Annotated in this window: 11 protein-coding genes and 1 pseudogene; 9 read left to right on the forward strand and 3 right to left on the reverse strand. The window is 61.5% G+C overall.

The genetic code is table 11. The features are described from left to right. Positions 1–266: 266 nt before the first annotated feature. Both FPZ47_RS21995 and FPZ47_RS22000 read right to left on the reverse strand, forming a co-directional pair. Complete coding sequence (locus FPZ47_RS21995) at positions 267–1,814, reverse strand: acyl-CoA synthetase (RefSeq protein WP_007172220.1); 1,548 nt, start codon at positions 1,812–1,814, stop codon at positions 267–269. A gap of 62 nt (positions 1,815–1,876) precedes the next feature. Next, a complete protein-coding gene (locus FPZ47_RS22000; protein ID WP_007172221.1) occupies positions 1,877–3,076 on the reverse strand; it encodes an acyl-CoA dehydrogenase family protein in 1,200 nt (399 codons plus the stop codon). A 768-nt stretch (positions 3,077–3,844) separates the two neighbouring features. Between FPZ47_RS22000 and FPZ47_RS22005 the strand changes: the two genes are divergently transcribed. Further along, a complete protein-coding gene (locus tag FPZ47_RS22005; protein ID WP_007172222.1) occupies positions 3,845–4,498 on the forward strand; it encodes a TetR/AcrR family transcriptional regulator in 654 nt (217 codons plus the stop codon). A 214-nt stretch (positions 4,499–4,712) separates the two neighbouring features. Here FPZ47_RS22005 and FPZ47_RS22010 read toward each other — a convergent pair whose 3' ends face one another. Continuing rightward, complete coding sequence (locus FPZ47_RS22010; protein ID WP_007172223.1) at positions 4,713–5,477, reverse strand: enoyl-CoA hydratase/isomerase family protein; 765 nt, start codon at positions 5,475–5,477, stop codon at positions 4,713–4,715. Between the two features lie 423 nt (positions 5,478–5,900). On the opposite strand from FPZ47_RS22010, the gene FPZ47_RS22015 reads away from it, so the two are divergent. The 8 genes and pseudogenes from FPZ47_RS22015 to FPZ47_RS22050 all read left to right on the forward strand — a co-directional run. Beyond that, positions 5,901–7,454, forward strand: a complete 1,554-nt coding sequence (locus tag FPZ47_RS22015) for an acyl-CoA synthetase (RefSeq protein ID WP_007172224.1) — start codon at positions 5,901–5,903, stop codon at positions 7,452–7,454. Positions 7,455–7,546: 92 nt separating this feature from the next. Further along, positions 7,547–8,605 carry a BtrH N-terminal domain-containing protein gene (locus FPZ47_RS22020; RefSeq protein ID WP_007172225.1) on the forward strand — a complete coding sequence of 353 codons (1,059 nt, stop codon included), beginning with the start codon at positions 7,547–7,549 and terminating at the stop codon, positions 8,603–8,605. A gap of 338 nt (positions 8,606–8,943) precedes the next feature. Next, entirely contained in the window at positions 8,944–10,401 is a 1,458-nt protein-coding gene (locus FPZ47_RS22025) for a flavin-containing monooxygenase (protein ID WP_007172226.1), read from the forward strand. A 447-nt stretch (positions 10,402–10,848) separates the two neighbouring features. Next, positions 10,849–11,460 (forward strand): TetR/AcrR family transcriptional regulator, encoded by a 612-nt coding sequence (locus FPZ47_RS22030; protein ID WP_046184315.1) that lies wholly within the window; start codon positions 10,849–10,851, stop codon positions 11,458–11,460. Positions 11,461–11,516: 56 nt separating this feature from the next. After that, positions 11,517–12,815, forward strand: coding sequence for a cytochrome P450 (locus tag FPZ47_RS22035; RefSeq protein ID WP_007172228.1), 1,299 nt, complete (start codon positions 11,517–11,519; stop codon positions 12,813–12,815). Positions 12,816–12,826: 11 nt separating this feature from the next. Further along, the gene (locus FPZ47_RS22040; RefSeq protein ID WP_007172229.1) at positions 12,827–13,018 is read left to right on the forward strand and encodes a ferredoxin; all 192 of its coding nucleotides are present in this window, start codon (positions 12,827–12,829) and stop codon (positions 13,016–13,018) included. Positions 13,019–13,139: 121 nt separating this feature from the next. Then, the gene (locus FPZ47_RS22045) at positions 13,140–14,198 is read left to right on the forward strand and encodes an LLM class flavin-dependent oxidoreductase (RefSeq protein ID WP_007172230.1); all 1,059 of its coding nucleotides are present in this window, start codon (positions 13,140–13,142) and stop codon (positions 14,196–14,198) included. Positions 14,199–14,535: 337 nt separating this feature from the next. Continuing rightward, positions 14,536–15,553, forward strand: a pseudogene (locus FPZ47_RS22050) (flavin-containing monooxygenase); the annotation flags it as partial. Positions 15,554–15,634 lie beyond the last annotated feature (81 nt).

Genomic DNA, 15,634 nt, shown 5'->3' on the forward strand with positions numbered 1-15,634 from the left:
CAGCGCCGTCTTCCACAAGGGCAAGCCGCTCGAACGGCCTATCGACATCACACCCGAACCGTCGGCAGCTGAGCCTCGAACCGTCGGATCATCCGCCATCCCGCTGCGCTGCCACTCGTATCCACCCATGAACGACTCTCACCCAAAGCGATTCGGCAGGCGTGCGAAGATTTACGTCCATGCTGCCGCTGACCGCATTCTGCGTACCGCAACGTGGTCGAGGTGTGGCGAAAAGCAAATGTGCGTCTGGCCGAGAGAACGGCGTTTCAACGCAGAACTGAAAGCCCCTCCCCGCCGAATTGCAGGCGAAGCTCCGTCTTGAGCACCTTGCCGGTGGCGTTTCGCGGCAAGTCGGGAACGACATGTACTCGTGACGGGCATTTGAAGTGGGCAAGGCGTTCTCGAGCGTAATCGATAAGCTCCTCTGCATTGACGGCGGCATCCTGCTGAAGGGCCACGACGGCCACCGGAGTTTCGCCCCAACGCGGATGCGGCACACCGACAACCGCGACCTCGCGCACGGCATGGTGACGGTAGAGGACCTGCTCCACCTCGATCGGGTAAACGTTCTCACCACCGCTGATGATCATGTCTTTTTTTCGGTCGACCAGAGTGATGAAACCTTCTCGGTCAATGCGGCCCAAGTCGCCAGTATGAAACCAGCCGCCACGAAAAGCTTGCACTGTCGCCTCGGGAAGACCCCAGTAGCCCGCGAATACGTTAGGGCCGCGCACTACTAACTCGCCCACCTCGTCGACGGGGACGTCGTTGTCGGCGTCGTCGACGATACGAGCTTCGACGTGAAAAGCCGTCCGACCGATCGATCCGGCCTTCTCCTTAACGTGTTCAGCGTCGAGGAATGAGACGATAGGCGCGGTTTCGGTCATCCCGAAACCCTCCTGGAACGGCAGACTGCGTCCTTGGAAGAATTCGATGACGGTCAACGGACACGGTGCGCCACCCGCAGCCGCCAGTTCGAGAGCCGACAAATCGTGGTCCTCGAATCCATCGACGTTCATCAGCGCGGCCCACATCGCCGGAACCATGAATTGCACTGTCGCATGCTCTTGGGCCATCATCGCCAGCGTCTGTCGCGGATCGAAGGACGGCAGCAGCACGCTGCAACCGCCGACATGCAGCAGCGGCAGCGTGTGCACTCCGAGTCCCCCGATGTGGAACATCGGAGCCACGGCGACGGTCACGTCCGTCTCACGCAGCCCGCGCCCGATTGTCAGCGCGTTCATGACGTTCCACAGATGGTTGTCGTGGGTGAGCATCACACCTTTGGGACGCCCCGTAGTCCCGGACGTATACATCAGATTTGCAATGTCATGGCCCGCCACGTCGGAGCCCACAGCTGTGGGCGCTTCACTGTTCACAACGTCGTCGTAGGAAAGCTCACCGGCAAGGCATTCACCGCCGACGGCCATTTGGTGGCGGACCCGCACCCCATCCTCTGACACCGCGGCGCGGGCGACCGGGGCCAGCGGGTTGGAATACACGAGCACGTCTGCGCCTGAGTCGGCCAGCTGGTAAGCCACCTCTGCTGGCGCCAACCGCACGTTCATGGGCACGAAGATCGCGCCTAGTTTCGCGGCCGCCAGCATCGTTTCTATGAACGCGGGACTGTTGATCAAGAGACCGCCAACCCTGTCGCCCTTGCGGACACCGAGCGCTCGCAGGGCACGCGCAAGCCGGTTGGTCCGTTCATCGAGCTGAGTGAAGGTGATCCGTCGGTTATCGTCAACGAGGGCGGTGCGGTCGCCGGACAGGAAGGCCCGTTTCGTCGCCCAACTGCCAATACCCCTGTCCATGTGAACTCCTTCGGAGCCGGTCGCCCAGACACGTCGTCGTGGGCCGATTCAGTGCCGAACAGCTATAAGCCGATGCGCTTGGCGATGATCTCGTTCATGATCTCGTTGGTGCCACCGCCTATTCCGAGAATGCGGCAATCTCGGTAATGCCGTTCGACTTCGGACTCGCGCATATAACCCATCCCACCAAAGATTTGAACCGCCTCATTCACCACATAATCGCACGCGTATACGGCGGTGTTCTTGGCCATCGACACCTCAGTGACTACATCCTCCCCGGCCAGCCACCGTTGCATCACGGCGCGGGTGTAGGCGCGCGCGACGTCGACCTGCCTGGCCATTTCCGCGAGCTTATGGCGGATCACTTGACGAGCCGTCAGAGGTTTCCCGAAAGTCTGGCGTTCGCGCGCCCAACCCTTGGCTAATTTGAGCGCGCGCTCCGCCGTCGCGTATGCCTGCACGGCAATGCCGAGTCGTTCCGACTGAAACTGCTGCATGATCTGCAAGAATCCGCCGTTCTCTGCCCCCACCAGGTTCGCAGCGGGAACGCGAACGTCAAAGAACGAGAGTTCTGCGGTATCGCTGCAACGCCATCCCATCTTGTCCAGCCGGCGGTCAACCTTGAACCCCGGTGTGCCCTTGTCGATAACCAGCAACGAAACTCCGCCGTACCCGGGTCCCCCGGTACGCACCGCGGTAGTCACGAAGTCGGCGCGGACACCGCTCGTGATGAAGGTCTTAGCACCGTTGACCACGTACGTGTCACCATCGCGGACTGCTCGTGTGCGTAGGTTCGCCACATCTGAGCCCGCTCCGGGCTCGGTGACTGCCAGCGAGCCGATCATATCTCCGGCCAGGGTGGGGCGAACGTAGTGGTCGATCAGGGCATCCGATCCATTCGCGGCGATGTGCGGAAGCGCGATGCCGTGGGTGAACAACGCGGCGCACACGCCGGTAGACCCACCGCACGCCAGAATTGCCTCGGTTACCAACGCCGAATCGATCGCGTCGCCGCCGCTGCCTCCCACGTTCTCGGGGAATCCAACCCCGAGAAGTCCCACATCGGCAGCCTTACGGTGCAGCTCGCGCGGGATTTCACCTGCCTCCTCCCAATCCGTCACTTTCGGTGTTATCTCGCGAGCGACGAAAGATCGCGCCAACTGGCTCAGTGCTAGCCGCTCCGGCGTGGTCCACGGATCGTTGGGCACAGCGCAGCCTTCCGTCCCGGCTATGTGTTTGGTGGTTGCTTCGATATCCGTCATGATGGCTCCCGGATCGAATTGCGTCGGCAACCGAACAGCGGTTGCACGCAGGTGCAAGGTGTCTCAATTCGATTGTGCAGTCGGACGATTCGGAAAGCATTCGCCCAACGGGGCGAGCGGCCCGTGTGCTGAATTCCGAAACAATCGGAGCGAAACTTTGTCTTCGCCTCCCAGCGCACGCGCCGAAAGCATTGTCCTGGAGCATGACTGCGCCGCCCACCAACACGATCAAGCGCATAGGCGGCATCGGTCAGCCAGGCTCCTCGCGCGAGGATCGGCACTGAATCTCTCAAACCGATCCCTTCCTACCCACTCGCGACCGCGACTTAAGTCAATGCAAGGCTCGGGCGTCGCGTGCAAGTGGCCACCTCAAGGAGTGCTTCGCGTGCCCCGATTAGTCCAGAAACCGTCGAAGCTCAACAGCCTCAGTTACTGGTGGCTAACGTTACGTGCGAGGCCCAAGGATTTGCAACACCCATCGCGTAGATGTCGCGCTCCGGTGCACCAGATCTACGACTCATGCGAATGAAGGAGGTCTCGTCCGCCGATCACTGCAATCTATCCGGGTTGATTGTCTTGGTGGTTGCAGCCGCGCCGCGCTTGGAGGTACCCCGGGGCCTCTCCCAGTATGGACGTTGGATGGCGCGGCAGTTGCGCGTGGGGAGTGGGCATCGTGAAGAAGTGTTAACGTTCGTAGATCACCCGGAACGTGTGGGCGTTTCGAACGGAAGAGGTATTGCTGCTTCGACTGCGAAAGGATGGTCGACCGTGACCGACACAGTCACCGTCGGCCGCACGCGAGGAGGCGAGCGTCGCGAGCGGATTCTGGCGGCCGCCGCCGAACTCATCGCGGACCGTGGCTATCACGCTGTTTCTATGGCCGATATCGGCATCTCGGCAGGGGTCGTCGGTCCAGCGATCTACCGGCACTTTGACAGCAAGGCGGGCTTGCTGGCGGCACTGTTCGAACAAGTGATTGACACGCTGCTGCGACGGGCGTCGGCGATCGTTGAACAAAGCCGAGATGATCGCGAGGCGCTGACTGCCTTAGTAGCCGACCACGTTGCCCTGGTGATGGAGAAGCGCGAACTCGCCATTGTTTACTACCGAGAAGTCCATAATCTGCCTGACCATCGACGTAGTCGCCTGCGCCGCAAACAGCGCCTCTACGTTGAAGAGTGGGTGCACGTTTTGGGCGAGTTAAGGCCGGAGTTGGACGAGACGGAATTGCGCGCCGTTGTTCACGGCGCGATCGGTGCCATCCAATCGACGTTGCAATATCGCGATACGGGGATGCCTCCCGAGCGCGTCTCGGTGCTGCTCGCGCGGATGGGGCACGCTGTTCTCGGCGTTCCACCGTGCGAGTCGCACAGTGAGGATCGGGCAAGCCACGCGTTGCCGCAGCGCCGAGGTCGACGGTAGGCGCAACCTCGGAGTGTCCTCGCCTCGGCGTGTCCTCGGGAGGGTGATTTCGCTGAGCAGAGGCTGTCAATGATTTGCTTCGTGTCGATGGCTCCCTGGCCACGATTAAGCACGCCGCCAATCGGCTTGCTTGGCGGGCCCGCACGCCGCGCCAGTCAGCCGGCGGTCTCGCCGCGCGGTCCTTGGCACGAGCATTCGCAGACATCCGGCGTGTTCAGCGTCCCCGCCATACAGGTGCCCGTTTCTCCCGGAATGCGCGTGGGCCCTCCTGCGCGTCCGCGGAGTGGTACACGGGTTCCCAGATCTTCTCAGCCAGCGTGTATGCCTCCTCAAGGCGATGTCGCGCCGATAGATACGCAGTCTGTTTAGCGGCCAGCACCGACAGCGGAGCATTTCCAGCGATTAGAGCGCCCAGCTTCTGGGCTCGATCCCTAAGCCGAGCGGCGGGCACCACCTCGTTAACAAGACCCACTTCGAACGCCCGGGCCGCGCTGATCGGTTCGCCGGTGAGCATCATCTGCAGAGCGATTCTCGGTGGAACGAGCCACGAAAGAGGAGCGGCCCAGGGAGCTCCACGGCCGACTTTGACTTCGGTGATCGCGAACAGGGCATGCTCGGCGGCGACGATCAGGTCACACTGCTGTGCGAGCAGGAACCCGCCGGCGAATGCAACACCGTTGACCGCCGCGATGGTCGGTTTAGCGATGTCGATGTTGCGGCCGAACTGCGGGGCGAAGTCCAGTGGCGGAACCGCCAGCGCCTGGTGCGCCATCTCTTTAAGGTCGCCGCCGGCGCAGAATGCCTTTTCACCCGCGCCGGTCAAAACGAGTACGCGCGCGTCAGCGTCCTCATTGAACCGACGTGCGCCATCCCATAATCCTTGGCGCACGGCGACACTGAGCGCATTGCGAGAGTGGGGCCGGTTGATAGTCAGCCAGGCCACCCCATCGACGACGTCATAAATCACCGGATCATCCAAGGTAGTCCTTCCGCGTGTTCTGGGCACTGTCTCCATCGACAATGCCGGCGTCCCATCGGCGACCACTTGGACGTCCCAGCGACACCTTCTGCGGGGCGTGCAGGTCTGGGCTGCGACGGGGTCTTCGATTTTATCGCCTCCAACGCCACCTAATTGGAGTAGTCGACTTGGAAGTGGGGACTGGTAACACCGTTCCCGCCACAAGTCGCAGCATATGTGACTAAGCATTCACGATTGTGGGACGTGACGACGATTCGATGCAGGCGGGTGACTGGGTGGGCTCTCAGTTGTCGAGTTCAAAGGACGATTGTGCTATCCATCGGCGCCCCAGTAATGTTAACCACTGATAACGTGAGGGCGCTCGGGGCCACTGGATGTGTCATTGCCGGGCCCGCACCGGTTGAGAGTTCAGGAGGAGACGTGATGTACCTCACGCAGGGCTTGCACAGAGCACTGCAACAACACCCGGACCGCCTCGCCACCATCGACGCGGATCGAACACGGACCTATGCGCAGTCCGCACAACGAATCGCGAAGTTGGCGAGCGCATTACGGACGATTGGCGTTAACCGCGGGGATCGCGTCGGCATGCTGGCGCTCAACTCCGACCGTTACCATGAGTACCTGCTGGCGGTGCCGTGGGCGGACGCGGTATTAAACCCGATCAATATCCGCTGGAGCCCTCCGGAGATTGCCTACGCCCTGCGCGACTCCCAAACCGATGTCTTATTTGTCGATGACGCCTTCAGTCCAGCAGTCCCCGCACTTCGCGCGTCATATCCTGACCTGCGCGCAGTCGTTCATTGCGGAAACGCCCCGACCCCGGAGGGAATGTTCTGCTATGAGGAACTCATAGCCGGCGGCGAAGTCGGTGATGACGTGCGGCGCAGCGGCGATCAACTGGCCGGTGTGTTCTACACCGGTGGCACCACGGGTCTACCCAAGGGCGTCATGCTTAGCCACGCGAACCTGATGACCTCCGTGCTGGGAATGCTCAGCGTGGGAAGCTTTCTGAGTTCGGAGGCTCGACTGCTTCATGTTGCGCCGTTGTTCCATCTCGCGGACTTGGCCGCCTGGGCGGGGCAAACCACCCTGGGTGGCACACATGTGATGCTCTCGACTTTCGAGCCCAGTGCCATTCTCCAGACCATCGAACGCCACCAGGTCACCGACGTCCTTTTAGTGCCGACCATGCTGCAGATGGTCGTCGACCATCCCGCCGTCAGGGATTACGACCTCTCCAGCCTCAGAAACGTGATGTACGGGGCATCGCCGATTTCCGAGGCGGTCCTGTCGCGCGCGATGAAGACCGTGCGGTCGGCGCGATTCATGCAGGGTTATGGCATGACAGAACTGTCCCCCCTAGCCACAGTCCTGCGTCCTGAGGACCACGAGCATCCGGACCTATTGCGTTCAGCCGGCCGCGCCGCGCCCTGCGCCGAGGTCAAAATCGTCGATGCTGACGATAAGGAAGTGCCGCCGGGCAATACCGGCGAAATCGTCGTGCGTGGCGGCAACGTGATGTTGGGCTACTGGAATAAACCAGACGAGACAGCGGCCGCGCTGCGCAATGGGTGGATGCACACCGGTGACGCCGGTTACATGGACGAGCGGGGTTATGTGTTCGTCGTCGACCGCATCAAAGACATGATTATCTCGGGTGGCGAGAATGTCTACTCGACGGAAGTCGAGAATGTTCTGTCCAGGCACCCGGAGGTGGCGGCGTGCGCGGTCATCGGAGTTGCCGATGAAAATTGGGGCGAGCGCGTTCATGCGGTCGTCGTCTTGACCGAAAACTCCTCGGTGACAGCCGAAGAGCTCAGAGACTTCTGTAAGACTCAGATCGCGGGATACAAGGCGCCCCGTACAGCCTCGTTCGTTGATGCGCTCCCTCTCTCAGGTGCTGGCAAGGTGCTCAAACGCGAACTGCGAAAACAGTTCCGGCAAGAGTGCACAAGCACTAGCCGGGGTCGATAGGTGCCCTTGCAGCGCGCCCCGCGGCCATCGACGCGGCTGCCTCCAAAGGATTTCCCTAGACGCCCTGGGCAGGCCGTCAGGACGGGATCGTCATGGCGCGCGTAGAGGTGCCTTACAGACACGAGCTCGGCGGCCACTGCGGGTCCGGTGCCCTCCGCGATCTGACCGAGTGGGCCGGACTCCGTTGGGGTGTGCACGCCCCCCGCGAAGGACTGGTTTTCGCGCTGAGCGGCACGCTGGATTTTTCCTATGCCCGTTCCGACGAGTTATTTCCGCCGGTGTACCTCGTTGGCAGGGGCCCCGATCTCGAAGAGCAATACCTCACTAATGTCGGTGCACAGTTCGAGATTCGCGCCACCGATGACGGCGACCTCGGGTGGAAGTGGGTGACCGATCAACTCGACCGCCGCACCCCCGTGATGGTTTGGGCCGACATTGCTCATCTGCCCTATCTGCGCGCACGGTTGAGCATGAGCCGCCACGACATTGTCATCACCGGCTACGACGACGACCGAGGCGTGGCCTTGGTCGTTGACAACGACCGAGATTCGGTCCAACTGGTCCCCTACGAGGATCTCCGTCGGGCACGGTCTTCGACCGGCTTTCCCGTGCCGACCCGTCACACCGCCTACATCGTCGACTGGCCGACTACGGCGCCGGACTTGGCGGCGATCGCCGGTCCCGCCCTTATCCGAAGCGCGCAGGCGATGGCGGCAATCACCGACAGCCGGGGTCTTACAGTCACTCGCGACCCTGAGGCACAGAAGGATGGACTCGATGGTGTCGAGCATTTCGCCGTCGACGTGGCGGCGTGGCCTGACGCCCTGGACGATCACAACCTCGAAAGCGCCCTGTTTGCGCTGTGGGCGTTCATTGAGAAGGCGGGGACGGGAGGGGGGTTGTTCAGGGCCCTGCAGGCCGACGGCTGTCGAAGCATCGCCAACTTGCTGCATTCCGAAGCCGCCCTGGAGGCGTCGAGGGCTGCTCGGGAGGTGTCGACCGCCTGGACCGAAGTAGCCCGGATGGCTTACAACCCAGGCACCCCACTGCGGGCTCGCGCCGCCGCCACTGCGGCCGCAGCCGAGCGTGTGCCTGACGCCGAAAAGCGGCTCACGGAATCGCTCTTCGCCGCCGGAGCGGCTCTGACGTAACAATTTCCGCCTTGGGCCGGCCGCTGCATTCAGCTTGGCATCTGGGTGCCGAACGTCCACGCAGCGCGGCTTTTGACCCACCGGAGCCATTTTCGAGGGGTACGCTAACGACGGTTAACACTGTTGGTGGCTCCACACGTGTAGCGGTCCGCAACTGGGGCAGCAGGAGGGAACGCTTGGTGCACGGAACAAGGGTCGCCGCACCGGCGTGCGCGGGTAGGACGGCTGGTCGTGTGCCGACAACGAGCGGAAGCGCGCATCAATGCCTTAGTGCGTAGCGGCGCCGGTATCGGCGTGATCGGCAGTGCCGAGTACAAGTAGCACTTCAAGAATGAGTGATGAACATGACGGAACAACGGTCAGTCAAAGTCGCAATCATCGGTGCGGGCATGTCGGGACTGTGCATGGCGATCAAGCTGCAGGACGCCGGCATTGACTCGTACACCATTTTCGAACAGGCCGAGGATGTCGGCGGCACATGGCGAGACAACACCTACCCGGGGCTAACCTGCGATATCCCATCGCGGTATTACTCCTACTCGTTTCGGCCCAACCCGAACTGGTCGCACCTGCTGCCGCCGGGGCCGGAGATCCAGGCCTATTTCCAGCAGGTGGCCGACGAACGGGCCATCCGCCCGCACATCAAGTTCGGCGCCGAGGTCATATCCGCCCGATACGACGACGAGCGGTGGCGGATCACGACCGACGACAGCGAAGAGACATTCGACGTCCTTGTCACCGCGACCGGCGTGCTCCGGGTGCCGCGCTATCCGGACATTCCCGGCCAGGAGAGTTTTGCCGGGCCGGTGTTCCACTCCGCGGAATGGGATCACTCCGTCACCTTGCGGGACAAGCGGGTCGGACTGATCGGGACGGGCTCGACAGGCATACAGATCATTGCCGAACTCGGGGGCAAGGTCAGTCGGCTCACCGTCTTCCAACGCACTGCGCAGTGGGTCTTTCCGATGCCCAATCCGCACTACTCACCGCTGATCCAGGCCGCGTTGACGCGGTGGCCGAGGTTGAACGGCCTGGGCTATTGGTTCTGGGGATTGGTGGTCAGGCGCATCTTCGGCCGCGCGCCGATCCGTCCGGGATTTCAGCGCCGCTTGGTTCAGACGCTATGTCGATGGAACCTGCGACTCTCGGTGCGCGACCCGCAGTTGCGCGCGAAACTCACCCCGAAAGATCAGCCGATGTGCAAGCGCCAGATTATGGCGGGACATTTCTACCGTTCGGTCCAACAACCGGGTGTGGAGGTGATCAACGAGACGATCGACCACATCGAGCCTCGCGGCGTCATCACGGCCGACGGTACCTTGCACGAACTCGACCTGCTGGTCTATGCCACCGGGTTTGACGCCCGGGCCTACGTGCGCCCGCTGACAGTGGTCGGGGAGCGTGGGCTCACCCTCGACGAGGCATGGGCCGATGGCCCCACGGCGTATCGGTCGGTCGCGGTGCCCGGATTCCCAAACTTGTTCATGCTGATGGGTCCGCATTCGCCGATCGGCAACCAGTCACTGATACCGGTCGCCGAGGACCAGGCTGATTATGTGCTGTGGTGGATTAACCGGATCCGTGAGGGCCGCATCGTCGCCGCCGCGCCCACCAAGTTGGCCACCAAGGGCTACAACGACAGCATGAAAGCAGCGATGCCACAAACAATTTGGGTTACCGGTTGCAACAGTTGGTACCTAGGCAAAGATGGGCTTCCCGAATTGTTTCCGTGGACACCCGAGCGGCACCGAGAACTATTGCGTGCACCTGAGATCGCAGATTTCGAACTCCGATGAGACGCGCATCGAAAGCCAATCAAGGTCTTTTCGCGCGGATCCTGTCGCGCTTGGTGCCATGCACGTCATCGGTGAAGATGGTTTGGGGCCCTAACGCGAGCGCAAGCGTCTCGGATCAGGCGGCGGCAGAATTCGGAGCGAGGACGCTACGACGCCCATGGAATGGGGAACGACTTCGCGTGGTCTTTGGTGGTGACGACCAAGCGTGGCCACTGTCCTGGCAACGCTTACGCCCACCGTTATCACGCCGGCGTTTGCCGACTAAGCCATCGAACGCTCCGAGCCGGCGTTAGAACCGCATCAACGAAATCATGCAGGGACCGGCGATTGGTCATCTTCGACAGCAAGCAGGTGTGGTCCTCCACCGCCCGGACGGAACACTTGTGCAAGACGCATATCCTGCTCACCATGTCCACAGAGTCCGTTCGCCTCTCGTTTCGCCAGCACATGCGTGAGCAAGTTCTCAGGGCTGCGCGTGACCTCACTATCGAGAAGGGCTGGCATCGGGTTCGCATGAGTGAAGTCGCCAAGCTTGTCGGCGTGTCCCGCCCGACGCTCTACAAGGAATTCACCGATAAGCAGGGACTGGGTGACGCGCTGGTTGTGTCCGAAGGCGAACGATTCTTGAACGGCATTCACGCAGTTTCGGCACAACACGCCGGAGATGTCCGCGGGGGTATCACCGCCGCGGTGTCGTACACCCTCGAGGAAGCGGAAGCGAGCCCGCTCTTGAAGGCGGTGTTGACGTCAAATCGGCCTACAGACAAAACGGTTTCCGAGACAACCGGTATGTTGCCGCTCCTGCCGACCTCGGCATCGCTGCTGGAGCTATCCTCGGCAGCCCTCGTGACTTGGTTCAACGAGCACTTTCCAGGTCTGGATGCCGATGACGTGCATGAAGTCGCCGATGCGCTGGTGAGGCTCACTGTGAGCCATGTCGTGCTTCCTTCTGCCGATGCAAGTCTGACCGGTGAGCGGATCTCGCGGATCGCCCTTCGCTATTTGGGCGCAGATCCCGCGAGGCCGTTTACACAACGCAGATTTTTGTCTGGATGTTGACTTTATAGAGAAAAGTGTAAACACTGGCGTGGAGACACTAGCTCGGGAGGACCCTCATGACTGTCAGCGCTTCCGCTCCGAAGTCGTCGGTGGAGCGTCGTTCAGCACGTTCGTATGATTCTGCCGACCTGTCCTCGACTGCCTTTTGGGCTGGCACCGCCGCTGACCGTGAGAAGACCTACGCGGAGCTGCGCCGACGCGCCCCCATCAGCTGGCACCCGCGCGTCGAGCACACCATGATCGACGACGAGGACGACCAAGGCTTCTGGGCCGTGGTCACCCACCCGCTACTTGTCGAGGCGACCCGGCGACACGACGATTTCCTGTCTGGTCAAGGCATTGTGATGGAGTCGATCCCGCAGGAACTGCTCGACACCGCGCAAGGCTTCATCGCTATGGACCCGCCGCGGCATACCAAGATTCGACGATTGCTGGCATCCGCATTCACACCGAAGCAAATGCGGCTGACCAGTCACCAGATCGAGGCCAACGCGAAACGGGTCGTCGATGGCCTTGCCCCGCAAGGCGAGGCTGACTTCGTCGACCAGTGCGCCGCGTTGCTGCCGATGCACAACATCTTCGACATGATGGGCGTGCCGGACTCGATGCGCCGCGACATCGCGTGGGAGTCACGGTATGCCGGTGGGTGGAGCGACCCGGAGGTGATGGGCGAAGACCCGGTCATACCTCGCCTGTTCCAAGCGATGGGATTCTTGGGCGATGGCGCCCGCGAAATCATCGCCGCACGTCGCCGGCAGCCCGAAGATGACCTTATGACGAACCTCGTTCAAGCTGAAGTGGACGGCGAACAACTCACCGACGACGAGATCGTCTCGTTTTTCATACTTCTCACGATCGCCGGGAACGACACCACGCGCCAAAGCACCAGTCACGCGATGAAAGCATTGACGGACTTCCCAGACCAAAGAGCTTGGCTCATGGAGGATTTCGACGGACGGATCAAAGGGGCCGTGGAAGAATTCGTCCGGTGGGCCACACCAATCATGACATTTCGCCGGACGGCGGCTCGCGACTGCGAACTGGGCGGGCAGCAGATCACCGAGGGTGACAAGATCATACTTTTTTACAGCTCGGCCAACTGGGACACCACCGTGTTCACTAACCCGGAGAAGTTCGATCTGTCGCGCGACCCTAACCCGCACGTGAGCTTCGGAGGCGGGGGAATCCATCACTGCCTCGGCAACCAGCTGGCCAGGCAGCAACTCGCTGCGCTCTTCAGAGAACTGCTGCACCGCCTGCCTGATATTGAAGTCTGCGGGCCACCCAGCTACACCGTCAGCACGTTCTTCCACGGCGTGAATCACCTTCCCGTCCGCTTCACCCCGAACGCGTAAGGCGGCGTGGTATGAAGATCAGAGTCGACCGCAACCGATGCTCGTCAATCGGAATGTGTGAAGGCCTGGCTCCTGACTTCTTCGAGGTCAGGCACGATGGCCAACTCAATATCGTGAACCCCGAGCCACCGGAATGCCACAGATCACTCATCGAAGAAGCAGTATCGTGCTGCCCCACAGGCGCTCTCGCCGTCGAGGACTGAGACCGCGGTCCTGAGGCAACGCTGACACACCTGCTTGCTGTCGGCGGCGATGGGCTTTCGCCTTCGGGTCAACTAGCCGCTGACACCGTCTGTCACCTACCACACGATGGAGCCGTCACTTATGAGTACTTATGGACTTTCAGTCGTCGCCCCTGAACTTGCCGCGATGAAGGCCACCGCCGCGGCTGCCGACCAGGCCGGGTTCGACGCCGTCTGGGCATCCGAGTTCTACACCCGGTCGGGATCCATCTCGATGGCGGCGATGGCAACCTCGACGAACAGGTGTCGCATCGGGTCGTCAATCCTCTACGGCATCGGACGTAGTCCGCTGGTCTTGGCGACCGAAACACGCGACCTCGACGAACTGTCCGGTGGTCGGGTCGTGCTCGGGATCGGCAACGGCACCAAACGGATGATGAGCGATTGGCACTCTGTCACCGATACCAGCGCCCCCGCCCTGCGCGTCGAGGAACTCGTACCCCTTATCCGGCGCATCTGGAACCTGCACGAAGGACCCGTCCGCCATGAGGGCCGTTTCTACAATATGAATCTCGTCCCCACCGGGCCGGTAGAACCCCCTGCGCGCAATATCCCCATCGTCACCGCCGCCGTGCGGCCGCGAATGTGTGAAGCCGCCGGACGGGTCGCTGACGGCTTGGCCGGGCATCCACTCTTCACCACCGCGTATGTGGAGGAAGTCGTGCGGCCTGCGGTGGCCAAGGGCGCACAACGCACCGGGCGCGACCCTAACGGCGTCGAGATCGTGTCGATGGTGATGTGCTCCATCCACGACGACCCCGAGATCGCTCGTCGCGAGGTAGCGCAGCAGATCGCATTCTACGCCTCGGTCAGGACCTACGAACCGCTGCTCGACTTCTGCGGATTCGCCAAGCAGGGTGCCGTCATCCGAGAAGCCTTCACCCGCAGCGACTTTCAGGCCATGTTCAACGCCGTCACCGATGACATGATCGACGTCATGGGTGTCGCCGGCACCGCTGACGAGGTTCGCAACGGGCTACGCCGCTACGAGGGCGTGCTAGACCACATCATGCTCTACCCACCGTCGGTAGGTACCGCGCCTGAGCGGGTCGGACAGAACGTCGATGATCTCATCAAGCATTGCGCCCCGCCCAATATGCCTCCGGCCTCCCAGCTGCACGCGCGACCCGGACCACGGTAGCGACACGGCGATCTCGCACACAAAGTGCGCTGCCGCATCGATCGATGCCGACCTTCGGGTTCGCATGAAACTACTCATTTCCCTCTGGGACTATCTCGGTGGGGTGCAGTCCCCCAGTGACAGCCGAGCTTGCGTTTGGCAATAACGGTCCTTGGGGAAGGCTAGGACGATGCCGGTCCTCTTTCACTAGGAAGTGAAGTGGTCAGAACACGTTGTGGCACGCAGATGCGTTGCGGCGCGGACCTTCTGCGCCGCATCAAGGCGGTCCGACGGAGTAGATGCGGAGTCGATCGAGCGGTTTGGCGACAAGGTCATCGGGTTGCTAACCTCGATTAACATGTCAGAGTTGTTCGATGTGGTGGTCGTGGGAGCGGGGATTTCCGGTATCAGCGCTGCCTGGCACCCGCAGGATCGCTGCCCCGGTAATAGGTACGTAGTTCTAGAGCGCAGAAGTGATCCGGGTGGCACGTGGGATCTGGTCAAGTATCCGGGCATCAGGTCGGACTCAGATATGTGCACGTTCGGATTCCTTCAAGCCCTGGCACTCGGCCAGGTTCACTGTCGACGCGCCGACAATCAAGAACTATCTGCGTGAGGTCGCGACCGAGAACGGCATCCATGAGCACATTCACTTCGGTACCCAGGTCTTGTCTGCCGCTTGGTCGGACGCCAGCCGGCGCTGGACCATCAAGGCGGTTCGGAACGGCTGAGGAATTAGAGCTCGAGGCGCGGTTCGTCTTCATGTGTAGCGGCTATTACAACTACGACGCGGGTTACCGACCAAACTTTCCCGGCGAGGAGAACTTCGGTGGGCCCATATTGCAACCTCAGCACCGGCCCAGAGACCTTGATTATGCCGGTAAAGAACGTCGTCGTTATCGACAGCGGCGCCGGGCACATAACGATGCTGCAACGTTCGCCAACATCGACCGCTTCACCAGAACGGGTCACGAGTTGGCGGCCGATATCATCTTCTACCGCAACAGGATTGAACTTGTGGCTTTTGGGGGCGCCAAGCTTGGTCGTAACGGCCAGGATGTCGACGTCAGCAAGTCGATGACCTATAAGTCGATGTTGCTGTCCGATGTGCCCACCATGGCGTTCACCATGGGCTATATCAATGCATCGTGGACCTTGAGGGCCGACCTGGTATCGGAATACGTTTGTCGCCTGCTCAATTGCATGGACGCGCGCGGCTACGACACCGTCGTAGCCGCTCATCCAGGGAAGATGTCGAAGAAGAACCCTTCGCCGATTTCGCACCAGGCTACTTCCAGCGCGCGATGGACCAGCTACCGAAGGCGGGATCTCGAGGGCCATGGCAGGTAAAACACAATTACCTCTTCGACATCCGTGAGTGAGATATCGTCAAGACCTGTGGATCGGTGAGTTTCAGGCGACCTGCGATCCGACGGTTTGAGGCTCAGCTGCCGACG

It is taken from the genome of Mycobacterium helveticum (genome assembly GCF_007714205.1).
GTDB classification, from domain to species: Bacteria; Actinomycetota; Actinomycetes; order Mycobacteriales; family Mycobacteriaceae; genus Mycobacterium; species Mycobacterium helveticum.